Origin of the sequence: Proteus sp. G2626, assembly GCF_009915985.1 — a bacterium.
GTDB lineage: Bacteria > Pseudomonadota > Gammaproteobacteria > Enterobacterales > Enterobacteriaceae > Proteus > Proteus vulgaris.
In genome coordinates this window covers 238,660-265,502 of record NZ_JAABNH010000007.1, presented here as the reverse complement: position 1 = coordinate 265,502, position 26,843 = coordinate 238,660, and the positions used below count along the sequence as shown (strand labels likewise).

Here is a 26,843-nt window from a genome sequence, read left to right as displayed (position 1 = left end):
ATTTGCTCCCTTGAGCAAAACGGAGAATGTGAATTATGAAACTTATTGCCTGCTGTAAGGTTGTTCATGACGAACAAGACATCACAACGCGGCCTGATCGTACACTCGCAACTGATAATGCGGGTTTAAAAATTAGTTTATATGATTTAAATGCAATTGAAACCGCAGTAGAAATTGCCTCGGCTCTGGGTGATAGCACCGTAACTGCATTGAGTATAGGCACTAGTGCAATGGTAGAAAATGCGAAAATTAAAAAAGATATTTTATCGCGTGGCCCTGATGCATTAACACTTGTTGCTGATGATGCGTGCAATGCTCTTTATTCAACAGATACCGCTAATATTATTGCGCAAGCGGCACAAAAGGTGGGTTTTGATTTATTAATTTTCGGTGAAGGCTCTGGTGACTTATACGCTCAACAAACAGGTTTAGCAGTAGGTGAATACTTAGGCTTACCTTGTGTTAATGCCGTGAACAAAATCACCGTTGAAGGTGACAAAATCATTGTTGAGCGTGATTTAGAAAATATCACTGAAGAGCTAGAGCTGACATTACCTGCCGTTGTCTGCGTGACATCAAGCATCAACACCCCAAAATTACCATCAATGAAAGCCATTTTAGCTGCCAATAAAAAACCTGTTGAGAAACTTGAGTTAGGGGATATTGGTGTTGATATTTTAGCTCCGACTGTTGTGCAAACACAGGTGTGCGCACCAGAACAGACTGATCGCCTAGGGATTATTTTAGACGGTGATTCAGATGAAAATATTGCCACATTTGCTGAGCATTTACGCCAAGCGGTTAATCAATAAGGAGATTAAAAATGGCTAGTTTACTCCCTACAACTTTTGTTTATGCCGAGAAAGCGGATGATTTAGCAAAACTGATTGCGTTTGCTCGTAGTCTTGGTGAAAAAGTGAATGTGTTATTTATCGGTGATGATGAAAGTACGCGTGAATGCGTCAGTCTGGGGGCTGATTGTGTCTATTGCTTTGCACCACAAGACGGTGTGATTGCTGAAGATTATGCGACCTCTTTTGCTGAAATTATTAAAGAAGCAGGTGCTAATGCATTGGTTTTATTAGCATCATCAAAACGAGCAAAAGCCATTGCGGCTCGTCTAGGTGTTACGTTAAAAGCAGGTGTTGTCAGTGATGCATTAAGTCTGACTGTTGAAAACAATACGGTGATCGCAACACACCAAATTTATGGTGGTTTAGCACATGCTAAAGCAGAAATTCGCTCACCTTATGCTATTGCTACTGTTGGTGGTGCATTAGATGTGGAAGTCATTACAGATGCTCCCAATGCATCAGTGGTACAAGGCACCTTTGTCGCCCCTGCGTATACATTAAAAGTGTTAGCACGTAAGCCAAAACAAGGTAGTAGCGTTGATTTAGGTAAAGCGCATTGTGTTGTTGGTGTTGGACGTGGCTTTGGTAAGGCAGATGATATTGCGTTAGCGTCAGCATTAGCGAAAGCCCTTCAAGGTGAAGTGGGTTGCTCACGTCCAATTGCTGAAGGCGAAGGTTGGATGGAACACGATCGCTATATTGGTGTTTCTGGTGTGACTTTAGGTGCTGATGTTTATGTTGCTGTCGGTATTTCAGGGCAAATCCAACATATGGTGGGTGTTGATAGAGCAAAGGTCATTGTTGCTATCAACAAAGATAAGAATGCGCCTATTTTCAATATGGTGGATTACGGGATTGTCGGCGACCTCTACAAAGTGTTACCTGCATTAACAGCGAAGCTGGGCGGCTAATTCTCGTCGGTCGCTTGGCGAAAGTGTGCTAAGCGACCACAGATAATAAAAGGATAGAAAAGTATGTCAGACGATATTTTTGACGCCATTATTGTGGGTGGTGGACTTGCTGGTGGTACTGCTGCCTATGTTTTAGCGCAAGCAGGATGTGATGTATTAGTGGTTGAGCGAGGTAATTTCGCTGGCAGTAAAAATATGACGGGAGGGCGTTTATACGCGCATAGTCTTGAAAAAATCATCCCTAATTTTGCCCAAGAGGCGCCTGTTGAACGTCTTGTGACGCGCGAAAAAATTTCCATGTTAACGGAAACCGATGGAGTTACGTTAGATTATCAGCATACTCAGCAGGAAGAGGAAGCCGCACGCTCTTATACTGTATTGCGTTCTTCATTTGATCAGTGGTTAATGGAAAAAGCGGAAAATGCTGGCGCACAAGTGATCACGGGCGTTCGTGTTGATGAAGTATTAGTAAAAGATGGCAAAGTCTGTGGGGTTAAAGCGGGTGATGATGAAATTGAAGCCAATGTCGTGATTTTAGCTGATGGTGTGAATTCACTGTTAGCGAAGCAATTAGGTATGACGCAGAAAGTTAATCCTCATACCGTGGCGGTAGGAGTTAAAGAATTACTAGAATTCACACCACAACAAATGGAAGATCGATTTGGTTGCACCAATGATGAAGGGTTAGCTTGGCTTTTTGCGGGGGCACCATCAGGGGGGTATTTAGGGGGGGGGTTTTTATACACCAATAAAAATACTGTTTCTTTAGGCCTAGTTTTAGGGCTGCATAATGTCAATAAGTTCGAAAAAACAGTTCCTCAACTATTAGAAGATTTTAAACAACATCCTGTTGTTGCCCCCCTTATCAAAGACGGAAAATTATTAGAATATTCAGCGCATATGGTGCCAGAAGGTGGCATGAATATGGTGTCTGAATTAGTGAAAGATGGGGTCTTAGTGGCGGGTGATGCCGCAGGATTTTGCCTCAATGTGGGTTATACCGTAAGAGGAATGGATCTGGCAATTGCTTCAGGTGAAGCGGCCGCAAAAGCGGTTTTAATGGCGAAAGAACAAAACAGCTACAGTCAAAAAGAGCTGAGTTGTTATCAATCTTTATTAAATGACAGCTTTGTTATGAAAGATATGAAGCTATATAAAGATCTACCTGCTTTCCTTGATAACACCAGATTCTTCACGGATTACCCACAAATGGCCACTAATGTCATGCACGATTTATTCGTGATTAATGGCCCAGAAAAACCAGTACGTAAGAAAATACTGTCTCAAGTGAAGAAAGTCGGTGTGATGAACTTAATTAAAGATGGCTTTAAAGGAGTACGTTCTTTATGAGTCAAGTAAACGTAGACGTTAAATTAGGCGTTAATAAATTTAATGTAGATGAAGAAAATCCACATATTGTCTTAAAAGATGATATCGATCCCGCACAATTTGAAATCTTAATGAAAGCGTGCCCCGCTGGCTTATATAAAAAAGATGATAAAGGGCAATATCTTTTTGATTATGCTGGGTGTTTAGAGTGTGGCACTTGCCGTGTGTTATGTGGCGAGACGATTTTAAAGAAATGGGAATATCCCTGTGGCACATTAGGTATTGAATTTCGTTACGGCTAATGTAATCACCTTTATCTCCCCCTCTAGAATAACCTCCAAAATCTAAACTAGAGAGGGAGATAATTCATTTATTTATCTTAAAGAATGTATTTTTCGATACTCAGATGGAGTCATAAAAAATTCAGATTTAAATTTTCGGCTTAAATTAGAAATATCACTAAATCCACATTCATAAGCTAGTTGTGTAATATTTTTCTCTGCTAAAAGCGGGTTAACTAATGCCGTTTTATAATTCTCAAGACGTTTTTGGTAGATCCAACGATGTACAGACATATTTTGTTCTTTAAAAAGCATCTGTAAATAGCGCACTGAGATCCCACAGGCACTAGCACATTCATTAACACTTAAATCTGGATCGGAAAGATGTTGTTCAAGATAGTGTTGAGCAAAATAAAACAGCGTTGATCTTCCTAAGCTTTGAGGTGGTGTCGCAATACTGAATTCGCTAAATGCAGAGGTAATTAAATTCAATAAAATATCGGCAAGTTGTTGAGCGTGTTGTGGTGGCATCGAATCCAAAAAAGGGATATAGCGCATCACAAAGCTATATACCAATGAACCAGTGATACTATTACCACGTATTGCCCTTGCAGTCAGATTTTGCGTGTTGCCTAAACGTGATGCTAATTTTTCTCTTGGGATCAGGATCTTAAATAACGAATAGTCGTTATCAAAAGACCATGATACAGGTCTTGCCATATCAAAAATACAAAAGTCACCTTGCCGTAGAAATGCCGTTCTCCCATCTTGGGTAAGATGACTAGTTCCTGAACGTTGTATCTCAATTTGGAAATGCTCTTCTAAGCTAAGTTTATTAGCTAAAGGACGACTACTCGCCCAGTGACCATTAGACTCTAGCTGAATAAAGCGAATATTTGTCACCTTTTGCTCGACAATGTTGGCATAAAATCGAGAATGAGGGGGCAATTCGACTTCATTGCATTCATAAGACGATAAAAAGCGGTCTTTTATTGTATCCCTGAATACGGAAAACCGATCTACGTCAGGGAGCTCCCGAGTCGTAAACATGCTTTTCATAGTACGCCCACTTTTATTGAAAGTTTTTTTGTTGTGTTGCTATCAATCTAGTATAAAAACGACATAAACTAGACTGAATTAGAATAATATTTTTATAACTTTAATCTTAAAATTAGAATAGTAAATTTAAATAATTATTAGCGAAGATACTTATTCTTTTCTTTGTTAATAAATTGAAGATAATATATTTAAAAGTTTTTAATTTATTTAAACTAAAGTCATTTAAATTATATATTTAATTCATAGCATTTTTGATGCTACCACTTCTATGATATTAATCCTAAGTTAATTTCTTATCTTTAGAGTGAGATCTCATAAATAAATTAAGAGTGATTCTTATTAATATCTTATTTATTTCATTCTTTTCAGAGTGTAGGTTAATATGGATTTTATGTACGGAGTATAATCGCTTGTTAAATAATGTTGTTATTTATTGTTAATAATAGCGTTAATGATTATATTAAATTTTTATAAACTTAAGTATTAATAATATTCATATTATATATTACAACAAATCTTCCTTTGATATCATGATGTATTAATAGTAAAAATATTTAATCTTAATGATGTTCACGATAATAATTTTTATTTGTTGTGAACAAGTCAATATCGTGGCTCTGAAATAGGTTGCTCGATGTATAAACCATTATCATTTATCCATACTAGAATAATGATCTTTTTCTTAAAACTGAATCTAAAAAATAAACGATATCTTCCATTTACTAATTTAATTCGTGATCAATTTTTATTTTCTTCACCTAGGTGTTACCTAATCTAAACTCTGGAGTTCGTGGAGCATTTGTGATGTTTACTATAGATTTCAATATATGAGCAAAAATTTTTTGTATCTGCTTTTTTCTGATAATCTTCTGGATATTTTTTCAGTGCTTCAAATTAATTGAAATACTATGAATACAACTCTATTTTGAATTGATGTGAGATCACATCAGTGTTGTTAAACATATAAGAAAAGAAATAGCTAGGATATTGAGAGAAAGATTTTTTAAAAGGCTAGAAAGCAAAAAACCAGCCCTAAGGCTGGTTTTTCTAAAGATGGTGCCCGAACTCGGAATCGAACCAAGGACACGGGGATTTTCAATCCCCTGCTCTACCGACTGAGCTATTCGGGCTAACGAGGCGCATTAAACCGTATTCAGCGTGATGCGTCAACGTCTTTTTAATAAAAAATGCAAAAATAAGTTCGTTTGCTTTCTTTTTATTCTATTCGAGTTTAAATTTTCATCATAAGCAATTTTTTAGTAAAAAATGCTTAAATAACAATCAGTAAAGATATTCACTTTTTTGCATGTCGAAGAGAAAACTTTCTCTTTTTTGATGATTAAATTTGTTTTTTGTTATTCAGTAGAGAGAAATTGAGTACAAACGAAAAAATGGATCCTTTTTCTCGTTTCCTAGTACTCAAAACTAACTTAATGCGCCATTTTTACGGCATTGAGCAATCTTAAGAATGTCTTCTGCCAATAATTTTGCTGTAATAATATCATCAGCATGATGATTCACCATTAAACGGCTTAAACAGCCTTCTAAGATGAGTTCCATCTGTTTAGCAACTAACTCGCTGTCTTCGATATCAAGCTCGCGTAGTAGCGTTTTAGAGTAATCAAATGAGCTTTGTTTTTGACGTTGGCTTAATTGATGGATTTGAGAGTGTTCATCAGGGTATGCGCTACAAGCAGCAACGAATAAACAACCAGGAAAACGGTTTTTCTCTAAACGCATGGCGAGCTGATCATAACGAGCAAGTAACTTTTGTTCGATAGTCAGTTTTTCATCTAACATCACTTGGCGTTGCCAAATATCAATTTGTTGCCCGTGATGGCGAAGACAATCAAAAATTAAGGCATCTCTATCAGGCCAAAATGGGTGAAGTTGAGATTTATTGATACCGGAATCTTGAAGAAGCTCCGGTAAAGTCGCCGCTAAGCCATATTGCTCCAGCTGGATAAGTACGTGGTCTAATAACGCTTCACGTTGCACTGAAATCTCCTTAAATCACGTTGTCGCGAAAACATCATAATTAGCAGACTTTAACTAAAAATGAAAGCAAGAGGCGGCAGGGTAAAATGAAAATACCCCATCTTGCGACGGGGTATTTTCTGTTTTTTTATTTCTTGTAAGCGCTAGGCGCTTTTTTGCAATGTTTTCGTTTTTTACTTCAAACTACAGGATCATACCGCCGAAGAGGAAACCAAATCCGACCGCTAATACCACCCCAATTGTACCTGGGATAAAGAATGGGTGGTTGAAGACTAATTTACCAATACGAGTTGTACCTGTGTCATCCATTTGAACTGCCGCAACTAGTGTTGGGTAAGTTGGCAGAATGAACAGACCAGAAACCGCAGAGAAAGAGGCAATTGCAGTTAATGGAGATACACCTAGAGCTAAAGCCATTGGCATCAATGCTTTTGCTGTTGCTGCTTGTGAATATAACAGTGCAGAACAGAAGAAGAAGATAACGGCTAATAACCAAGGATGGCCAGTGATTAAATCACCCGCAGTCAGTTTGATCCAATCAATGTTACTTGAAACGAAAGTATCACCTAACCATGCAACACCCAGAATACAGATACATGCACTCATACCTGCTTTAAAAGTACTTGAGTTGAGGATAGTATCCGTTTTCACTTTACAGAAGATAGTGATAAGGGTTGCAACACTCAGCATGATGATAAGAATGGCGTTAGTGGTATTCATTAACGGCTCTTTCACGATACCTAAACTTGGGCTGTTGATAACAGCATAAGTTACAACACCGATAACACCCAATAAGAACAGCATTACAGATGATTTAGCACCAGGTAATGTTTCTCTACGTTCTTGGCTACCACGTAACTCAACCAGACCTTGTTCTAAACGTTCACGATAGACCGCATCATCTGACAGTTTTGAGTTAAATACCCAAGAGATGATGAAGGACATCAGAATGATAGCAAGGAACGTTGCTGGTAATAAGATAGACAGCAGAGTGATGTAGCTTACTGTATTACCTTCACCGACCATTGCAGGGTTTTCCATGACAGATGCCATGTAAACAACCGCAGCAGAGATTGGAGATGCAGTAATACCGATTTGAGCGGCAACAACACCTGTTGATAAAGGGCGGCAAGGTTTGATGCCTTGTTCTTTTGCAACTTCTGCGATAACGGGCAGTGTTGCTAAAGAGATATTCCCTGTACCTGCAAATAGTGTTAAGAAATAAGTCACAATTGGCGCAAGAATTGTGATGTATTTTGGATTACGTCTTAACAGTTTTTCAGTTTGGCCAACAAGGTAATCCAAACCACCAGCAACCTGCATCGCAGAGATTGCGGCAATAACAGCCATAATGATGGAGATAACATCAAAAGGGATTGAACCAGGTTTAACACCGATAGCAGCTAAAACTAAAACCCCTAAACCACCGGCAAACCCGATACCAATTCCCCCAAGTCTCGCACCGAGGAAAATGGCCAGCAGAACGATAATCAATTCTACGGCTAGCATAGCGTTTACTCCTTGAGATAATTAAAAAAATGAGAAAGATAAGTTAAATTTTTGTTTTTACAATCAAGTAAAAAGGCACGTCTCTTAAAGAGTCCGTGCCTTGTATTTTTAAGAGCTCATTCTTATGTTTAACAGTGTCATGTTATAAAACATAATTATTAATCATCGAAGCGTTTTGCTTTGTAAGCCGGGTTTTTTAAGTTCTCGATAGAGAAGATATCATCCAGTTGTTCTTCGGTTAATAAACCGCGTTCTAGAACAACTTCACGTACGCTCTTACCAGTTTCTGCACAAATCTTACCAACGATGTCGCCATTATGGTGACCAATGAATGGGTTCAGATAAGTAACGATACCGATTGAGCTGAAGACGAAGTGTTCACAGATTTCTTTATTCGCAGTGATGCCATCAACACATTTTTCTACTAAGTTACGACAAGCGTTGCTTAACAGAGAAATTGATTCGAACATTGCTTGACCGATTGCTGGTTCCATTACGTTTAATTGTAATTGACCTGCTTCAGCAGCCATAGTGACACAAGTGTCATTACCGATAACTTTAAAGCAAGCTTGGTTAACAACTTCTGGAATGACTGGGTTTACTTTAGCTGGCATGATTGAAGAACCTGCTTGTAGTTCTGGAAGATTGATTTCTTTCAGACCTGCACGAGGACCAGAGGACAGTAAACGTAAGTCATTACAGATTTTAGACATTTTCACAGCTAAACGTTTTAATGCGCCGTGAACCATTACATAAGCACCACAGTCAGAAGTTGCTTCAATTAAGTCTTCTGCTGGAACGCAGGCTAAACCAGTTACTTCTGCTAATTTTTCAACAGCCAGTTTTTGGTAACCAGGCGCTGTATTCAGACCAGTACCGATAGCTGTTGCACCTAAGTTCATTTCTAACAGTAACTCAGCAGTACGTTTCAGGTTTTTGATTTCTTCTTTCATTAATACAGAGAAAGCGTGGAATTCTTGACCTAAAGTCATTGGTACAGCATCTTGCAATTGAGTACGACCCATTTTCAGGATATCTTTAAACTCAACCGCTTTTCTATCAAAACCTGCTTTCAGCAGTTCGATAGATTCAGTTAACTTGATTACAGAGTTATAAACCGCTACACGGAAACCACAAGGATAAGCGTCGTTTGTTGATTGGCTCTTATTGACGTGGTCATTTGGGTTCAGGTATTGGTATTCACCTTTTTGGTGACCCATTAATTCCAGACCGATGTTTGCGATAACTTCATTGGTATTCATATTTAATGAAGTACCTGCACCGCCTTGGAATACATCAACTGGGAATTGATCCATGTGTTTACCTGTTTCTAATACTACGTCACAGGCTTTGATAATCGTATCAGCGATTTCACGAGGAATAGTGTGAAGTTCTTTGTTTGCTAATGCTGCTGCTTTTTTCACCATGACCATACCGCGGATGAATTCTGGAACATCATTGATGGTACGATCACTGATGTAGAAGTTTTCAATTGCACGTAAAGTATGGACGCCGTAGTAAGCATCAGCAGGAACTTCTCTTTTACCTAACAGGTCTTCTTCGATACGAGTTTTATTTGACATGAGAACCTTCTTATTAAAATTTTAACTGTCTAGTTATGCGCTTGTTAATAAAATATATCGTTAACGGTTAATAATGTAATATAACTTACCGTTTTGCTTGGTACTGACATGATCATATTCGGGTTGTGAACAAATACCTTTAAGCTGGATCACTTTATACGTAAATAACGTCTAAATATTTTCTTTTTGTGATCTATCTCATGGATTTTACAGTTCTACTTCTCTTTTTAATACCCCTTGAAAAGGAGTGTTAGGCTCCCCATTATTATGTAGATAAACTAAGAAAAAGCGAGTTCGTAAACCATCAGCTTAGATGTAGTTCACACTCCTTTCTATTAATAATATGAATCTTTTTTTATAAAAAGGAGAACCACGTGCGTTGGCTCCCATTAATTGTTATCTGTCTTCTTATTTATATAGAAGCTGTTATTTTCGTCAATGTGGCATCTTCTATTGGCGTACTGACAACACTCTTCCTTGTGGTGCTGACTTCTTGTGTTGGTGTCTCATTGGTAAAAAATCAGGGCGTAAAAAATATTGCTTCAATGCAACAAAAATTAGCGGTAGGAGAAGTACCTGCTGCTGAAATGGTGAAAAGTGTTTCGTTAATATTGGCAGGTATTCTATTGTTGATCCCAGGCTTCTTTACTGACTTCTTGGGATTACTGTTATTACTGCCACCATTGCAAGCACTGCTAGTGACTAAATTGATTTCTCGTATTCGTGTTTATTCAGCAGGCCATACTCAAGGCGGATTTTCTTCACATCAGAATGGCACCACTTTTGAAGGTGAGTATCAGCGCAAAGAAGATTCACCAAGTAACCAATTGAATAATAAGGGCGAAGATCAGAATAATGACCATTTTTCTGACAAAAAATAATTAGCCCAAAGCATAATCGACTAAAAAGGGGAAAATTTGAAAAAAAAACACACTTCTCCCCTTGAAGTTTTACCGGATGCCCCCACCTGTATCGTCATGGTACTGGTTCATCTTAGGCACTGGTATCAACCTTAATCCTGATATGGACTTTTTTATAGGAGCACTATTAATGAAGATTCGTCCATTACATGACCGTGTTATTGTTAAACGTAAAGAAGTCGAAGCTAAATCAGCAGGCGGTATCGTTCTCACTGGCACTGCAGCGGGTAAATCTACTCGTGGCGAAATCTTAGCCGTGGGGCAAGGCCGTATTATGGAAAACGGCGACGTTAAACCACTAGATGTTAAAGTTGGCGATATCGTAATTTTTAACGACGGTTATGGCGTTAAAACAGAAAAAATTGATAACGAAGACGTGCTTATCATGTCTGAAAGCGACATTTTAGCAATTGTAGAAGAATAATTTTTCTCTTTTAAGATCTTCTTAAACTGAACGAATTCAAAGGAAATATACGATGGCAGCTAAAGACGTCAAATTCGGTGTAGATGCTCGTAATAAAATGTTACGTGGTGTTAATGTTCTTGCAGATGCAGTTAAAGTAACTTTAGGCCCTAAAGGTCGCAACGTTGTTTTAGATAAATCTTTCGGTGCACCAGTTATTACTAAAGATGGTGTATCTGTAGCACGTGAAATTGAACTCGAAGATAAATTCGAGAACATGGGTGCGCAGATGGTGAAAGAAGTTGCTTCTAAAGCTAATGATGCGGCAGGTGATGGTACTACAACTGCAACAGTATTAGCACAATCAATCATTGCCGAAGGCTTAAAAGCAGTTGCCGCAGGCATGAACCCAATGGATCTGAAACGTGGTATCGACAAAGCGGTTATTGCCGCAGTCGAAGAACTGAAAAAACTGTCTGTTCCATGTTCAGATACTAAAGCGATTGCTCAAGTTGGTACAATTTCAGCAAACTCTGATGAAACTGTTGGTACTTTGATCGCACAAGCGATGGATAAAGTCGGTAAAGAAGGGGTTATTACTGTTGAAGAAGGTACTGGCTTAGAAGATGAGCTAGATGTTGTTGAAGGTATGCAGTTTGACCGCGGTTATCTGTCTCCTTATTTCATCAATAAACCTGAAACAGGTACAGCAGAATTAGAAAACCCATTCATTCTGTTAGTTGATAAAAAAGTATCAAATATCCGTGAGTTACTGCCTGTTCTAGAAGCAGTTGCTAAAGCCAACAAACCTCTACTTATCATCGCTGAAGATGTTGAAGGTGAAGCACTGGCAACATTAGTTGTGAATAACATGCGTGGTATCGTTAAAGTTGCTGCGGTTAAAGCTCCTGGCTTTGGCGATCGCCGTAAAGCAATGTTACAAGATATCGCAACGTTAACTAACGGTGCTGTGATTTCTGAAGAAATCGGCATGGAGTTAGAAAAAGCAACGTTAGAAGATTTAGGCCAAGCAAAACGTGTTGTTATCAACAAAGACACTACCACTATTATTGATGGTTTAGGTGATCAAGACGCAATCAGTGGCCGTGTATCTCAAATCCGCCAACAAATCGAAGATGCAACTTCAGATTATGACCGTGAAAAATTACAAGAACGTGTCGCTAAATTAGCGGGCGGTGTTGCAGTAATTAAAGTCGGTGCAGCAACTGAAGTGGAAATGAAAGAAAAACGTGCTCGTGTTGACGATGCTCTGCATGCAACTCGTGCAGCAGTTGAAGAAGGCGTTGTTGCGGGTGGTGGTACTGCGCTGGTTCGTGTTGCTAACGCGCTACGTGAGATGGTTGGTGATAACGAAGAACAAACAGTAGGTATCCGCGTTGCATTACGTGCAATGGAATCGCCAATGCGTCAAATCGTTGCTAACGCAGGTGAAGAACCTTCAGTTGTTGTAAACAACGTGAAAGCAGGTGAAGGTAACTACGGTTATAACGCTGCAACGGATGCTTACGGCGATATGATTGATATGGGTATCTTAGATCCTACTAAAGTCACTCGTTCTGCACTGCAATTTGCTGCATCTATCGCAGGTCTGATGATCACAACAGAAGCAATGATCACTGATTTACCTAAAGATGATAAAATGGATTTAGGTGGCGCTGGTGGTATGGGCGGCATGGGTGGAATGGGCGGCATGATGTAATTCATCAGCTTACTGTTTTACACGAAAAAACCGAGCTTAGGCTCGGTTTTTTTATGTCATTTTATGAGATAACAGATCGTTGTTGTAGTTGTCATTGCCTTTCTTTTGCTGTCATTATGTGTGGTTATCCCGCTCACTGTCAGAAAAAACCCTTTGTCGTTGCTCCCAGTTGTGGTAGGTGCCTGTTGGTCTATTTTGTGTTTTGAGGTGGCTTTTTATTCACTTGTTTTTGTATTTCTCTTTATTTCACCACGTTTATTTTTGGGGCAATATTATTCGGCAGAGGGGATTGATTGTCTGACAATTTTAAAAAAATGAACAAATAATGTGTTCATTCTCGCACTGTGCAGGCTGAAAATAGGTCAGATTGTTTTAAAAGCCTAAAAGCGGTGTAGAATAGATGCATTGTTGCTTTGTCTATCTCAAAGCCGAATTTGTACGTTAAAATAAGTGTAAAGCGAAAATAATATCTTAAGGCTATTGGCTAATGTGAGATAGTAATAATGATTTATTTTTGCGCATCAGAGGGATGACAAGGTATATTGTTGTCGTAACTAAACGGACACTCAAATAAATGAGGGGATCATGCGAATTAAATTGTTATTGGGAGCTACTGCGTTGTTATTAGCGGGCTGTTCTGCAACAAACACATTAACCACTGCGGGCTCACAGGTACAAATCACTGATACGCAACCAGGCAGTGAGTGCCAATTATTAGGAACAGTGACAGGTGTTCAAAATAACTGGTTATCAGGTTCCCGTACTGAAAGTCAATCACTGCGTGGTGCTGCTAATGATTTACGTAATAAAGCAGCGGCAATGGGCGGTAACGTTATTTTTAACGTTGGTACTGGCGCAGGCAGTTTCGTTGATAGCTTTGCACCATTAGATAGCAAAATGAGTGGGCAAGTTTATAAATGCCAATAAAGGCAGGTAAATTATTCATTATTTATTAGTCTACTAATAGAAAATAAAAAGCTGTAGTCACTTCATAATGAATTGAACTACAGCTTTTTTGTTTCTGCGATATTGATTATTGTTGGCGTAATCCGAGATCTAACAATGTTTTGCTTGGTTCACCACCAATTTCACGAGTAAGTTTAGGTACCATATAACCTGATACTAAGCTCATAAGTCCTTTCATAATCTCTCTAGCTTCACTGTCTGGCACCATAAAGTGAGCCGCCCCTTGTACTTTATCTAGAACATGCAAGTAATAAGGCATAACGCCTGCATCAAACAGGGCGCGACTTAATTCTGCGAGAACTTCAGCGTTGTCGTTAACACCTCGCAATAACACACCTTGATTTAATAAAGTGACATTGGCTTTCTTTAGCTTTAAGCACGCTTCTCGTAATACGTCATTAATTTCATTCGCATGATTTGTATGCAGTACCATAATATTCTGCAAACGTGATTGTTGTAAGCGCTGACATAGTACATCAGTGACACGAGCAGGAATCACCACAGGTAAACGAGAATGGATGCGTAAACGTTTAAGATGAGGAATGGCTTCTAATTGTGTGATTAACCAATCAAGCTCATCATCTTTTGCCATCAGAGGATCTCCCCCGGAGAAGATGATTTCATCGAGTTTTGGGTTATTTTTGATATACTCTATTGCCTTTTGCCAATTCGCTTTGTTTCCTTTGTTATCTTCGTAAGGAAAATGACGACGAAAACAGTAGCGACAATTGACAGCGCAACCACCTTTGACCAGAAGCAATGCACGATTCTGATATTTATGTAATAAACCTGGCACCGCATTTTGTTGCTCATCTAACGGATCCGTAGAAAATCCCGGTGTTAGGGTAAATTCAGCATTTGCAGTTAATACTTGTAAAAGTAATGGATCGTTAGGATCGCCTTTTTTCATGCGTGCAACGAATTCACGGGGAACCCGTAGCGGAAAAAGCCGTCGCGCCTGAGCCCCTTTTTGGAGATCAGCGTGATGTTCCAATGCTAAAAGTTGGAGTAATTCAACAGGATCACTGATTGCCTGCGCGAGTTGTGTTAACCAGACTTCTCTGGTGGGGTGATTATGAGTTACAATGTGTGCCATTTTTTGGCTATGCCATTTTAAATTAAAAAAGTTAGAGGATATTCATGGCTTCTTATAATACCAACGATTTTCGTTCAGGTCTTAAAATCATGTTAGATGGCGAGCCAGCCGTCATTACTGAATGTGAATTTGTTAAACCAGGTAAAGGTCAGGCATTTGCTCGTGTGCGTCTGCGTAAACTGATTTCTAACAAATTACTGGAAAAAACATTTAAATCTACTGATTCAGCAGAAGGTGCTGATGTCATGGATATCAACTTAACTTACCTATACAACGACGGTGAGTTCTGGCATTTCATGAATAACGAAACCTTTGAACAATTAGCCGCAGACGAGAAAGCCGTTGGCGAAAATGCTAAATGGCTCATCGACCAAGCAGAGTGTATCGTAACACTGTGGGATAACCGCCCTATTGCTGTTATTCCACCAAACTTCGTTGAATTAGAAATCGTTGATACTGATCCTGGCCTGAAAGGTGATACTGCGGGTACTGGTGGTAAGCCTGCAACATTAAGTACAGGGGCTGTTGTTAAAGTTCCACTTTTTGTACAAATCGGTGAAGTTATTAAAGTTGATACTCGTTCAGGTGAATACGTATCACGTGTAAAATAATCGTATAGATTATTTTACTGAGTTACAATATCAAGTACAATAATTAATTACCGCAGATAATGTTAACTATTTGCGGTATTTTTTTATTTTAATTGATAAATATTGAATAATAGACGGTATATTCTTTCTAAAAAACTGAGTGATTTGTATTACTACATTATTTTATTTTCTATGTTATTATTTTGTGCCTAATTTATTTATCCCTTTATTATATTTGAATGCCAAAACTGAATGCTATATTCAATATTGGAATTGGTAAAAAATAACCATTTTCTTAGAATGAATGTGTCGGTTATTTTGGTAAAGATAATCCACAGCAATATTTATTTTAAGTTATTTTGACTTTCCTTTAAGAGATATTGAAGAGTATAGATAAAAACATTAATCCTGTAATATTATTGATCTTTATTTTATATTTTTGTACTAGGGAAACCCTTTCTATATAGACATTTACTTTGATATATCTCTTTTATTTTTTTATTATCTATATTTATACTGCAATAAAAATCACCTATTTCATAGGTTGAAGATCTTATATATAGAATAAGTTTCTATTTCTTCTTTTTATAAATTTCCCATATTAAAAAACAGATAACAGAATTATAATCTATACTTTATTTAGATTGAATATAAAGAATAGGTGTTGATTTTTTTTCAATTCTAATGTTATCAATGCCTTATATTTACCCGTAGACCTTAAATTCATTTAGGAGGCTATATGGAAAATAAAATGATTATTATGGGGGCAGATCCTTCAGGATTTGAGCTTAAAAACACGATTAAATCTTATTTATCAGAAAAAAACTACACAATAAAAGATCTCACAGAATTAGGCCCTATTGGCTATTGTGATGTAGGTGATAAAGTTGGTTCGATTATTTCTGAACATCCTGAATATATTGGCTTTGTTTTCTGTGGTACAGGAATGGGGGTGAGTATCAGTGCGAATAAACATAAAAATGTTTATTGTGGTGTCTGTGAAAGCGTTACCAGTGCTCGTTTTTGTAAAATTATAAATAACTGTAATATTCTCGCTATGGGAGGATTATTAATTACCCCATTTAAAGCAAAAATGATGGTTGACGCTTATTTATCAGCAACCTTTACAGACGGTTTTTCAGAAGCAACACCGGAAGATTTACAATCTGGCTTAAATTCAATGAAACAAGTAGAAAAGAGAATTTATAAAAATTAAGTCAAGTTTAATGACTCACCTTTATAAGCCTGAATATTCAGGCTTATTTTTTACTAAGTGATATATTTTGCTTATAAAATAGGTAAAGATTTAGTATCTATATTAAAATAATAAACAAAGCATTTTTATGACTCAACAAGAAATTAAAAGTAGGTGAACAGTGGAACATCAACACGATGATGCAGTAAATGCCCCATTACGTATTACCTCTAAAATGCGAGATGTTGGAGGGATTGAAACCTATCGTGCTTTACCTGATAAAAAACAACGTTTAATTGGGCCTTGGTGTTTTCTTGATCATTTAGGCCCTACTGTTTTTAATGACTCTATCGATAAATTAGCCATTTCGCCACATCCCCATATTGGCTTACAAACTTTTACTTGGATGTTAGAAGGGGAAGTTTTACATCGCGATAGTCTCGGTTTTCAGCAAGTTATTCGCCCTCAACAAGTTAATTTGATGACAGCAGGCCTCGGTATTAGCCATTCAGAAGATAGTCACGGCGATAAAAAAGAGGTCCATCTGGCGCAATTATGGATAGTGCTACCAAACGATAAAAGAAATATGCCACCGCGCTTTGATCACTATCCTGAACTACCTAAATGGCAAGCTGATGGCGCTGACTTCACGTTATTAATCGGTGATTATCAAAGCTACAACTCTCCCGTATTATGTTTATTACCCATGGTTGGCATGGATATTATGGCAAAACATGCTACGGGTATTTCCTTATCATTAAATCCTAAATATGAATATGGACTTTTTGTCTTAACGGGCGAAATGACCATTAAAGGTGAAATTTTTACAGCTAATGAACTTGCTTATATTAGTACACAACATGAGTCATCGTTAGTTATTCAATTAAGCGATGATACTAAAGTTCTTTTTTTAGGTGGTGAACCTTTAAAGGAAAATATTTTGATGTGGTGGAATTTTATTGGTCGTAGTAAGGAAGAAATTCAACAAGCAATCACCGATTGGAATGCGGGCAGTGCACGTTTTGGTAAAGTGGTTAATGATGAAAGAACACCACTGGTATCGCCTTTAATGCCTTAATTTTATGTTATAAAAGAAAATATTAATATTACGTATTTGAACTTAGCTGAGTTATCTAAAGATAATTCAGCCATTTTTTTCTCTATGCTCCGCTATTTTTGATATCTAATCATAGTGACGACAAAATTGTTGTTTATAACTCACCACTTACTGTCAACGTCATTATTGTCGATACGTCATTCTTAATCCCTTCTTATATTTCTATCTCAATGATTTTTATCGTAAATAAATTAGAACCTCTCTTGGCATGAAATATGCTTCATCTAAAGAAAAATTGACGACAGTAATGCTGTTAAACGTTTTTCTCGGAGGATGTGGCGAATGAATCGCTTTGTAATTGCAGAGCCACAACGATGCATAGGGTGTAATACCTGTATGGCAGCTTGTTCAGAAGTTCACCAAGCTGTGGGGTTACAGGCGCATCCGCGTCTTACAGTGGTAAAAGTGGAGGATCAAACAGCACCGATGCTTTGTCGGCACTGTGAGGATGCTCCTTGTGCTCGCGTGTGCCCAGTCAATGCCATCACTCATGAAGATAATATGATCTTTCTTAATGAGAGCCTGTGTATTGGCTGTAAGTTATGTGGTTTGGTTTGTCCCTTTGGGGCAATTACACCATCAGGCAGTAAGCCCGTTAACTTACCAGCGGTTTTTGAACATTTTGTTCCTGAAGAGATGTTGGCGGATGTGCCAGCAAGCCTTCCAACAACCAACCCATTTCTTGCATGGAATGTGGGTGTCCGTGCTATTGCAGTGAAATGTGATTTATGTGCTTTCTCTGATGAAGGTCCTGCTTGTGTCAAGGTGTGTCCGACAGATGCATTGCATTTAGTTGAAGAAGACAAACTTGAAGAGCAGATGAAAACGCGTCGCTTAGATTCTGTGATGGAACCTGTCACAAGTCTTGACGATTTATCTACTTTGACACAGGAGCGGAAGTAATATGGAACCTCTTCAGTTACTGCTGTGGTCAGTCATCCTGTATGTTGTTGGTGGCGTTATTGCACTGTTTTTAAAGAAACAGGAAGGGTTGGCAATCCTTATTTCAGGGATCAGCGCAATCATCGGCGGTGTTTTAGGTGTTTTAAGTGCATTACCGGTTATTTTGGGTGGTGAGATCGCCACTTTTACCGCGGCAGGCCCATTTGAATTTGCAGCCTTCGTAGTACGTATGGATATGTTAGGCGCCTTTATGGTGTTCGTTATTTCATTATTGGTCAGTATATGTGCACTTTATTCTCTTGCTTATGTGCAAGAATATAAAGGACGTGGCGCTTGGAGCATGGGATTCTTTATGAATCTGTTTATTGCTTCTATGGTTGGCTTAGTGGTGATGGATAATGCGTTCTACTTTATTATCCTATTCGAAATGATGTCGCTGGCTTCTTGGTTCTTAGTGATTGCTGATCAAGATGACGAATCTATTCACGCAGGTTTACTTTACTTCTTTATCGCTCACGCAGGCTCCGTGTTAATCATGATTGCCTTCTTCTTGATGTGGCGTGAAAGTGGTAGCCTTGATTTTGATTCATTCCGTCAACTCTCTCTTTCACCTGCAATGGCCTCTGTAGTGTTCTTACTGGGTTTCTTTGGTTTTGGTGCCAAAGCAGGTATGTTGCCATTACACAGTTGGTTACCAAAAGCTCACCCTGCAGCGCCTTCACACGCATCGGCATTAATGTCAGGTGTAATGGTTAAAATTGGTATCTTTGGGATAATCAAAGTCGGTATCGATTTATTAGGTGCCACCGAAATGTGGTGGGGCATTGTTGTTCTTGGGTTTGGTGCTGTTTCTTCTGTATTAGGTGTTATGTACGCCTTAGCAGAGCATGATTTAAAACGCTTACTCGCATGGCACACCGTTGAAAATATCGGCATCATTTTAATGGGTGTGGGTGTTGGCATGGTAGGAATGGCAACTGATCATCCTGTTATAGCAGCACTTGGTCTGTTAGGTGCTTTATATCACTTATTAAACCATGCGGTGTTCAAAGGATTATTATTCCTTGGTGCAGGTGCCATTATTAACCAAATTCACACTCGTGATATGGATAAGATGGGGGGCTTAGCAAAACTAATGCCTTATACCGCAACAGCCTTTCTAATTGGTTGTATGGCGATTTCAGCGTTACCACCATTAAATGGTTTTGTTAGTGAATGGTATACCTATCAATCTCTTTTCTCGATGAGTTACGAAGGTAACTTTGTAATGCGCTTAAGTGGCCCAATTGCCATTATTATGTTGGCAATTACAGGGGCATTAGCGGCAATGTGTTTCGTTAAGGTCTATGGTGTTAGTTTCTGTGGTGGCCCGCGTAGCGAACAAGCAACAAAAGCGAAAGAAGTGCCTTTACCAATGACGATTGCAATGGGTTTATTAGCACTTTTCTGTGTTGTGTTAGGTGTGGGGGCTGCTTTTGTTGCGCCAATTATTGCAAATATTGCAATGTCACTTAGCGAAACCAGCGCATTAACCGTGACTCAAGGCGCAATGCTTGTTCCTGATACCGCATCACAAGCAATGTTCTCTCCAGCATTAACATTTGTTTTATTAATTGCCTTACCGCTTATCCCATTCCTGATTTATCTCGGCCTGAAAGGCAATCAACCTGCGTTTCGTCGTAAAGGTGATCCTTGGGCGTGTGGTTATGTATGGGAAAAAGACATGGCAGTGTCAGCAGGTGGCTTTACTCAAGCGTTACGTAGTATGTTTGCACCACTTTATCGTATGCGTAAACAACTTGATCCATCTCCATTGCTGTCTCGTGGTTTTAATAAAACACAGCTCGGTGCTGAAAAGGTCGAACCATTCTGGGATGAACGCATTATTTATCCTCTGGTTCGTGGTATCCAACGCTTTGCAAAACGTATCCAATGCCTACAAGGTGGGGATTTCAGACTCTATTGTCTCTACGTTGTCGCAGCGCTGGTCATCTTGCTTTTAGTCATCGCAGCGTAAGGAGAGGGACTTATGACTTTCCAAGAAGCACCTACGTTAATGATGGGAATATTCGCACTAATACAAGCACTCTTTTTGCTGGCGATAACCCCATTATGTACAGGTATTTCGCGCACAATTCGTGCCAAGATGCATTCGCGTCGAGGCCCTGGAATTTTGCAAGATTATCGAGATATCTTTAAGTTATTTAAACGCCAATCAGTAGCGCCTGAGCAATCTGGTGTGATTTTCCAAGTGATGCCGTATGTGTTACTCGGAAGTATGTTAGTGGTTGCTATGGCACTGCCCGTCTTTACTGCAACATCACTGTTTGCGGGTGCGGCTGATCTTATTGCACTGATTTATCTGTTTGCACTTTATCGTTTCTTCTTCTCTTTATCTGGTCTGGATTCAGGAAGTCCATTTGCTGGTATTGGTGCTAGCCGTGAATTAACACTGGGTGTGTTAGTTGAGCCAATTTTAGTGTTATCACTGATTGTGGTGGCTTTGATTGTGGGTTCAACCAACGTTGGCACCATCAGTGCAACACTGGCTCAAGGTTGGGTATCACCTACAGCCACATTGTTAGCCTTATTAGCTTGTGCTTTTGCGGCATTTATCGAAATGGGCAAAATGCCCTTTGACGTTGCTGAAGCTGAACAAGAGTTACAAGAAGGGCCATTAACTGAGTATTCAGGCTCTGGTTTTGCCATGGTGAAATTGGGTCTTGGCTTAAAACAAGTCGTAGTAGCTGAACTGTTCTTAGCCATATTTATTCCTTTCGGTAAAGCAACAGAATTCACCTTCATTGCACTGATCATAGCGTTAGTTTTAATGGCGGTGAAATTGTTAGTGGTGTTTGTATTAGCGTCATTGGTTGAAAACAGTTTAGCGCGTGGTCGCTTCCTGCTAACTCACCATGTGACATGGTTAGGATTCGGTGTTGCAGCACTGGCTCTTGTTTTCTATTTAACTGGTCTATAAGGAGCGATGATTACAATGGAAAATATAGCTCTTGCGACCTTACTCATCCCATTTGCGGGGGCGCTGATTACGTCCTTAATGCCAAATCGGATGGCGAAGTGGTTATGTACACTGTTCGCTTTATTAGCCACATTAGGAACGGTTGCTTTAGGTTGGCAGTTTCTCGCTGAAGGTAAAGTCGATACGACAATTACGCTAGTACAATATGGTGATATTGCACTCTTTGGTTTTACCATTGACCGTGTGAGTACCTTGATTGCTTTCGCTGTTGTGTTCTTAGGATTACTGGTGAGTTTATACTCCACGGGTTATCTGACTGATGGCAACCGTGAGCATCCTCATGAAGGGACTCGTCGCTATTATGCCTTCCTGCTGATCTTTATTGGTGCGATGGCAGGTCTAGTGCTTTCATCAACTATCTTGGGCCAACTCCTGTTTTTCGAAATCACAGGGGGTTGTTCTTGGGGATTAATCGGTTACTACCAATCTGAAAAATCACTCCGCTCAGCAATGAAGGCATTATTGATCACTCACGTTGCTTCAATCGGTCTTTATCTTGCGGCTGCAACCTTATTTGTCAGTACGGGTACATTTGAATTAACCGCCATTGCAACCTTAGATGAACCAACCAAACTGATTGTGTTTGGCGGTATTCTCTTTGCGGCTTGGGGGAAATCAGCTCAATTACCGCTACAAGCTTGGTTACCTGATGCAATGGAAGCTCCAACCCCTGTAAGTGCTTACTTACATGCAGCATCAATGGTGAAAGTCGGTGTTTATATCTTTGCTCGTGCAATTATGTCAGCAGATGGTGATGTTCCTCATCTTATTGGATGGGTAGGTATTACCATGGCAGTAATCACGCTGATTTATGGCTTTATGATGTATCTGCCACAAAAAGATATGAAACGCCTATTAGCATGGTCAACGATTACTCAGCTCTCTTATATCTTTCTCGCATTATCTATCTCTATCTTTGGACCACGCGAAGCGTTTGAAGGCGGTATTGCTTATATCTTTAACCATGCCTTCGCTAAAAGCTTGTTCTTCTTAGTTGCGGGTGCGTTGAGTTATAGCTGTGGTACTCGTATGTTGCCTCGCTTAAAAGGGCTAATTAATAAATATCCATTATTGGGCGTGGGTTTTTGTGTTGCTGCGCTGGCAATTGCAGGTGTTCCACCACTTAATGGCTTCTTTAGTAAATTCCCAATTTTTGCCGCAGGCTTTGAATTGTCGAGTATTTTCTGGGTGATGACACCAATTATGGTGCTAGTGTTGATTGAATCTGTGGCTAGCTTCACTTGGTTTATCTACTGGTTTGGTCGTGTTGTGCCGGGCAAACTCAGTAAAGAGGTTGAGGAAGGACAGCCAGTTCCTATGGCAATGCAAATTGTCATTGGAATACTGATTATTATGTCCTTTGCATCCAGTGTTATCGCAGTCACTTGGCTAGGATAAGGGAGATAAATCATGACTGGAGCACTTATCGTAAACAATTTGGCGGGGTTAATGATGATAACTTCGCTATTGGTCATTGGCGCGAAAAAGCCGATTGCTTCTTGTTGGTTCTATGCATTGCAATCTTTCGTCTTGGTGATGATTTTTGTCACCTTGGCCAATACGTTAGATGCACACCAACTGACTCTGTGGGCAATTACCGCCTTCTTTACTAAAGTTCTGCTTGTGCCACTTATTTTAGGATTTGCATTCCGTAAGTTATCGGATCCTAGTGCGAATATCAGTGTTATTAGCCCTGCACTCTTAATGTTGTTGGCGGCTGTTATCGTCATTCTAAGCTGGTTTGTGGTTGAGCCAATTCAAATACCAATGGTTGTCGATTTGAAACCTGCACTCGCAGTTTCTTTGGGACACTTTATGTTGGGTCTGCTTTGTATCGTGACTCAACGAAATATCCTAAAACAAGCTTTTGGTTACTGCTTAATGGAAAACGGCTCTCACTTAACACTGGCACTATTAGCGTGGAGAGCACCAGAACTAGTCGAAATCGGTATCGCCACTGACGCCATCTTTGCTGTGATTGTAATGGCAGTGTTGGCTCGTAAGATTTACCGCACGCTCAACACACTGAACGTGGATCAACTGACCGCGCTGAAGGGGTGAGGAGATGAACCAAACAACCATGTTAACTATTTTAATGTTTGCACCGTTGGTATTTTCAATACTGGCGTTTCTAAGTCCGTTATTAAAAGCGGGTGCGCGTCCTGTTGTGACGGGTATTCATGCTATTGGTATCACCGTATTGTTAATCGCTGCGTTAGGGACTGTGGCAGATGTCATGTCTCATGGCGAAATATTGGCTGCTGCTAATTGGGTTCACGTTGATAGCCTAGGCGCATTATTCCTATCCATCTTAGGCATTATCGGCTTTTTAACGGGGCTTTATTCTATTGGTTATATGAGTCACGAAGTGGATGAGGGTGAAATCTCAGTACGCACTTTGTGTAACTACTATGGATTCTTCCACCTATTTTTATTCACCATGTTATTAGCAATCACGAGTAATAACTTGATCTTAATGTGGGCGGCCATTGAAGCAACAACCCTAAGCTCTGCATTCTTAGTCGGAATTTATGGTCAACGTTCTTCTCTGGAAGCAGCGTGGAAGTACATCATCATTTGTAGTGTGGGTGTGGCGTTTGGTCTTTTCGGTACTATTTTGGTATATGCCAATGCCGCAAGCTTTATGCCTGATCCAGATCAGGCTATCTTCTGGACTGAAGTGTTGAAATATACAGACCAGTTAGATCCAACACTGATGCATTTAGCTTTTGTCTTTATTTTAATCGGTTTTGGTACCAAAACAGGGTTATTCCCTATGCATGCTTGGTTGCCCGATGCGCACAGTGAAGCACCAAGCCCTGTCAGTGCGCTGTTATCGGCGGTGTTACTGAATTGTGCACTATTAATCATCATTCGTTACTACATCATTATTGATGCGGCTATTGGCACCGAGTTCACTCGTAACTTACTGTTAATTTTTGGCTTCCTCTCTGTGGCTATTGCGGCGTTCTTTATTCTTATTCAGCGCGATATGAAGCGTCTTTTAGCGTATTCCAGTGTGGAAAACATGGGATTAATCGCCGTCGCGTTAGGGATTGGCGGACCAATCGGTATTTTGGCTGCTTTATTTCACACCTTAAACCACAGTTTAGCGAAAGCGCTGTTGTTCTGTGGCTCTGGTAACGTGTTATTGAAATACGGTACGCGTGATTTAAATGTCGTGAAAGGCATGTTTAAAGTGATGCCATTAAGTGCAGCCCTTTTTGCTGGTGGTGCGTTAGCGTTAGGGGGCATGCCTCCATTCAACGTCTTTATCAGTGAGTTTATGATTGTTGTGGCAGGTTTAGCTTCTCAACACATCGGTTTAACTATTCTACTATTATTGTTACTAACCATAGTATTAGGTGGTTTAGTTCGTATGGTGGCTAAAACTGTTTTTGGTCCAAAACCTGATGTTGTTGCTAAAGGTGAGCTGGGGATTTTAACCACATTACCAATGGTCATTTTGATTGCCCTTATGCTGTTAATGGGAACTCATATTCCTAAACCTGTCAGCGAGCTGTTAGAAAATGCCGCTAATATCGTGATGAATCTCGATAAAAATGAGTCACCAACTTATGCATGGCCAACAACTTTAATCAGCAATCAATCCACATCAGTTCAGGAGATGTAACGTGAGCTACCAAAATTATGTCAGTAGAAAAGAGGGAAAAGAACTGGGTGCAGATTATGTTGCCAAAGTTCGAGAGAAATTCCCATCAGCTGTCCTTGATGAAGAGCGACAAACTGCTGATCAATTGACGATAACAGTAAAAACGGGATCACTTCCTGAAGTGGTGGAGTATCTATATTACGGTTTAGGGGGTTGGTTACCTGTTTTATTTGGCAATGATGAGCGTAGTTTAAATGGGGATTATGCCGTTTATTACGCATTATCAATGGAAGAGGGTGAAAAATGCTGGGTTGTGGTTAAAGCCCATGTCAGTCCAATCACGTTAGAATTTCCATCAGTAACACCACGTGTACCTGCCGCTGTTTGGGGGGAGCGTGAAATTCGTGATATGTATGGACTCATTCCTGTAGGTTTACCTGATGAGCGCCGTTTAGTGCTTCCAGATGACTGGCCTGAAGAGATGTATCCACTGCGTAAAGATGCAATGGATTATCGTCAACGTCCAGCACCAACGACAGAAACGGAGACTTACCCGTTTGTGAATGACGGTAAGCAAGATGCGCGCGTAGTACCTATTGGCCCAATGCACATTACCTCAGACGAACCTGGGCACTTCCGTTTATTCGTCGACGGTGAAAATATTGTCGATGCTGATTACCGCATGTTCTATGTTCACCGGGGTATGGAAAAACTGGCTGAAACCCGTATGGGTTATAACGAAGTGACATTCTTATCAGACCGCGTGTGTGGGATTTGTGGTTTTACACATAGCGTGGCATATGTGACTTCTGTTGAAAATGCGTTAGGCATTGAAGTGCCTCGTCGTGCGCATACCATTCGTTCAATCTTATTAGAAGTTGAACGCCTTCATAGTCATTTATTAAATATTGGTTTAGCCAGTCACTTTACGGGGTTTGATACTGGTTTTATGCAGTTTTTCCGCATTCGTGAAAAATCAATGCAGATTGCAGAAATGCTCACTGGTGCACGTAAAACGTATGGCTTGAACTTAATTGGTGGTATTCGTCGCGATATCTTAAAAGATCAGCGCCTTAAAACCATTCAATTAATAAGAGAAATGCGTCGTGAAGTTACTGAACTTGTTGATGTTCTTCTCACTGCGCCTAATATGGAACAGCGTACTGTTGGTGTGGGTATTTTAGACAAAAAGGTTGCCCGTGATTTTAGTCCTGTAGGTCCTATGATCAGAGCGAGTGGCTTTAAACGTGATGTGCGTTTTGACCATCCATTTGCCGATTATGGCAATCTTCCACTGACTCTCTTTAGTTATGAAGGTGGCGACGTATTCTCCCGTGTGATGGTTCGTATTAAAGAAGTCTTGGATTCAATGGCTATGATTGAATATGCCTTAGATAATCTGCCAGAAGGCCCGTTATTAACGGAAGGCTTCACTTATCAACCTTATAAATTTGCATTGGGCTTTACCGAAGCACCCCGCGGTGAGGATGTTCATTGGAGTATGTTGGGCGATAACCAAAAATTATTCCGCTGGCGTTGCCGTGCGGCGACTTATGCTAACTGGCCTGTATTACGTTATATGTTGCAAGGAAATACCGTATCCGATGCGCCATTGATTATCGGTAGCCTTGACCCTTGCTATTCCTGTACTGACAGGGTAACGCTCGTCGATGTGAAAAAACGTAAATCGAAAACAGTTTCTTATAAAGAAATTGAACGTTATAGCATCGAACGTAAAAATTCGCCGCTCAAGTGA

The 26,843-nt window shown here is 39.7% G+C and carries 24 protein-coding genes and 1 tRNA gene; 18 read left to right on the top strand and 7 right to left on the bottom strand.

The window, feature by feature from the left end; all coding sequences use genetic code 11:
- The first annotated feature begins 35 nt into the window (after positions 1–35).
- The 4 genes from fixA to GWJ05_RS03645 all read left to right on the top strand — a co-directional run bounded on the left by fixA (position 36) and on the right by GWJ05_RS03645 (position 3,396).
- Entirely contained in the window at positions 36–812 is a 777-nt protein-coding gene (gene fixA, locus GWJ05_RS03660; protein ID WP_036934367.1) for a putative electron transfer flavoprotein FixA, read from the top strand.
- An 11-nt stretch (positions 813–823) separates the two neighbouring features.
- The gene (locus tag GWJ05_RS03655; protein WP_036934366.1) at positions 824–1,765 is read left to right on the top strand and encodes an FAD-binding protein; all 942 of its coding nucleotides are present in this window, start codon (positions 824–826) and stop codon (positions 1,763–1,765) included.
- A gap of 63 nt (positions 1,766–1,828) precedes the next feature.
- Positions 1,829–3,115 carry an FAD-dependent oxidoreductase gene (locus GWJ05_RS03650; protein WP_036934364.1) on the top strand — a complete coding sequence of 429 codons (1,287 nt, stop codon included), beginning with the start codon at positions 1,829–1,831 and terminating at the stop codon, positions 3,113–3,115.
- Positions 3,112–3,396: a ferredoxin gene (locus GWJ05_RS03645; RefSeq protein WP_036934363.1), complete on the top strand. Its 285-nt coding sequence runs from the start codon at positions 3,112–3,114 to the stop codon at positions 3,394–3,396. Before GWJ05_RS03650 ends, GWJ05_RS03645 begins: the two co-directional genes overlap by 4 nt.
- Positions 3,397–3,468: 72 nt before the next feature.
- Here GWJ05_RS03645 and GWJ05_RS03640 read toward each other — a convergent pair whose 3' ends face one another.
- The 6 genes from GWJ05_RS03640 to aspA all read right to left on the bottom strand — a co-directional run bounded on the left by GWJ05_RS03640 (position 3,469) and on the right by aspA (position 9,524).
- Positions 3,469–4,434, bottom strand: coding sequence for a helix-turn-helix domain-containing protein (locus tag GWJ05_RS03640; RefSeq protein ID WP_036934362.1), 966 nt, complete (start codon positions 4,432–4,434; stop codon positions 3,469–3,471).
- A gap of 603 nt (positions 4,435–5,037) precedes the next feature.
- A complete protein-coding gene (locus GWJ05_RS18770) occupies positions 5,038–5,166 on the bottom strand; it encodes a type II toxin-antitoxin system YhaV family toxin (RefSeq protein WP_115370964.1) in 129 nt (42 codons plus the stop codon).
- A 322-nt stretch (positions 5,167–5,488) separates the two neighbouring features.
- A tRNA-Phe gene (locus tag GWJ05_RS03630) sits at positions 5,489–5,564 on the bottom strand.
- Between the two features lie 295 nt (positions 5,565–5,859).
- Positions 5,860–6,432 (bottom strand): division control transcriptional repressor DicD, encoded by a 573-nt coding sequence (gene dicD, locus GWJ05_RS03625; RefSeq protein ID WP_036934361.1) that lies wholly within the window; start codon positions 6,430–6,432, stop codon positions 5,860–5,862.
- 183 nt (positions 6,433–6,615) lie between these two features.
- Positions 6,616–7,941, bottom strand: coding sequence for an anaerobic C4-dicarboxylate transporter (locus GWJ05_RS03620; protein ID WP_036934359.1), 1,326 nt, complete (start codon positions 7,939–7,941; stop codon positions 6,616–6,618).
- Between the two features lie 158 nt (positions 7,942–8,099).
- On the bottom strand, positions 8,100–9,524 hold the full coding sequence (gene aspA, locus GWJ05_RS03615) for an aspartate ammonia-lyase (RefSeq protein WP_036934358.1): 1,425 nt from the start codon (positions 9,522–9,524) through the stop codon (positions 8,100–8,102).
- Positions 9,525–9,898: 374 nt separating this feature from the next.
- Here aspA and GWJ05_RS03610 point away from each other — a divergent pair, with 374 nt between their 5' ends.
- The 4 genes from GWJ05_RS03610 to GWJ05_RS03595 all read left to right on the top strand — a co-directional run bounded on the left by GWJ05_RS03610 (position 9,899) and on the right by GWJ05_RS03595 (position 13,494).
- Positions 9,899–10,405, top strand: coding sequence for an FxsA family protein (locus GWJ05_RS03610; RefSeq protein ID WP_036934356.1), 507 nt, complete (start codon positions 9,899–9,901; stop codon positions 10,403–10,405).
- 169 nt (positions 10,406–10,574) lie between these two features.
- The gene (locus GWJ05_RS03605) at positions 10,575–10,868 is read left to right on the top strand and encodes a co-chaperone GroES (RefSeq protein ID WP_036914050.1); all 294 of its coding nucleotides are present in this window, start codon (positions 10,575–10,577) and stop codon (positions 10,866–10,868) included.
- Between the two features lie 52 nt (positions 10,869–10,920).
- Positions 10,921–12,567: a chaperonin GroEL gene (gene groL, locus GWJ05_RS03600; protein ID WP_036934353.1), complete on the top strand. Its 1,647-nt coding sequence runs from the start codon at positions 10,921–10,923 to the stop codon at positions 12,565–12,567.
- A 585-nt stretch (positions 12,568–13,152) separates the two neighbouring features.
- Positions 13,153–13,494 (top strand): DUF4156 domain-containing protein, encoded by a 342-nt coding sequence (locus GWJ05_RS03595; RefSeq protein WP_036934351.1) that lies wholly within the window; start codon positions 13,153–13,155, stop codon positions 13,492–13,494.
- A gap of 106 nt (positions 13,495–13,600) precedes the next feature.
- On the opposite strand, the gene epmB is transcribed toward GWJ05_RS03595, so the two are convergent.
- A complete protein-coding gene (gene epmB / locus GWJ05_RS03590; RefSeq protein WP_036934348.1) occupies positions 13,601–14,629 on the bottom strand; it encodes an EF-P beta-lysylation protein EpmB in 1,029 nt (342 codons plus the stop codon).
- A 44-nt stretch (positions 14,630–14,673) separates the two neighbouring features.
- Here epmB and efp point away from each other — a divergent pair, with 44 nt between their 5' ends.
- From efp to GWJ05_RS03540, 10 genes are all read left to right on the top strand, one after another.
- Positions 14,674–15,240, top strand: a complete 567-nt coding sequence (gene efp, locus GWJ05_RS03585) for an elongation factor P (RefSeq protein WP_036934346.1) — start codon at positions 14,674–14,676, stop codon at positions 15,238–15,240.
- Positions 15,241–15,958: 718 nt separating this feature from the next.
- Complete coding sequence (locus GWJ05_RS03580) at positions 15,959–16,435, top strand: RpiB/LacA/LacB family sugar-phosphate isomerase (protein ID WP_036934344.1); 477 nt, start codon at positions 15,959–15,961, stop codon at positions 16,433–16,435.
- A 160-nt stretch (positions 16,436–16,595) separates the two neighbouring features.
- Positions 16,596–17,492, top strand: coding sequence for a pirin family protein (locus tag GWJ05_RS03575; RefSeq protein ID WP_036934342.1), 897 nt, complete (start codon positions 16,596–16,598; stop codon positions 17,490–17,492).
- A 321-nt stretch (positions 17,493–17,813) separates the two neighbouring features.
- Complete coding sequence (locus tag GWJ05_RS03570) at positions 17,814–18,434, top strand: 4Fe-4S dicluster domain-containing protein (RefSeq protein ID WP_036934340.1); 621 nt, start codon at positions 17,814–17,816, stop codon at positions 18,432–18,434.
- 1 nt (position 18,435) lies between these two features.
- A complete protein-coding gene (gene hyfB, locus GWJ05_RS03565) occupies positions 18,436–20,451 on the top strand; it encodes a hydrogenase 4 subunit B (RefSeq protein WP_087803371.1) in 2,016 nt (671 codons plus the stop codon).
- A 12-nt stretch (positions 20,452–20,463) separates the two neighbouring features.
- The gene (locus GWJ05_RS03560) at positions 20,464–21,414 is read left to right on the top strand and encodes a respiratory chain complex I subunit 1 family protein (RefSeq protein WP_036934336.1); all 951 of its coding nucleotides are present in this window, start codon (positions 20,464–20,466) and stop codon (positions 21,412–21,414) included.
- 6 nt (positions 21,415–21,420) lie between these two features.
- A complete protein-coding gene (locus GWJ05_RS03555; protein ID WP_036934335.1) occupies positions 21,421–22,872 on the top strand; it encodes a hydrogenase 4 subunit D in 1,452 nt (483 codons plus the stop codon).
- A gap of 12 nt (positions 22,873–22,884) precedes the next feature.
- Positions 22,885–23,535 (top strand): hydrogenase 4 membrane subunit, encoded by a 651-nt coding sequence (hyfE, locus tag GWJ05_RS03550; RefSeq protein WP_036934333.1) that lies wholly within the window; start codon positions 22,885–22,887, stop codon positions 23,533–23,535.
- Positions 23,536–23,539: 4 nt separating this feature from the next.
- A complete protein-coding gene (locus GWJ05_RS03545; protein WP_036934331.1) occupies positions 23,540–25,108 on the top strand; it encodes a hydrogenase 4 subunit F in 1,569 nt (522 codons plus the stop codon).
- 1 nt (position 25,109) lies between these two features.
- Positions 25,110–26,843, top strand: a complete 1,734-nt coding sequence (locus tag GWJ05_RS03540; RefSeq protein WP_036934330.1) for a hydrogenase large subunit — start codon at positions 25,110–25,112, stop codon at positions 26,841–26,843.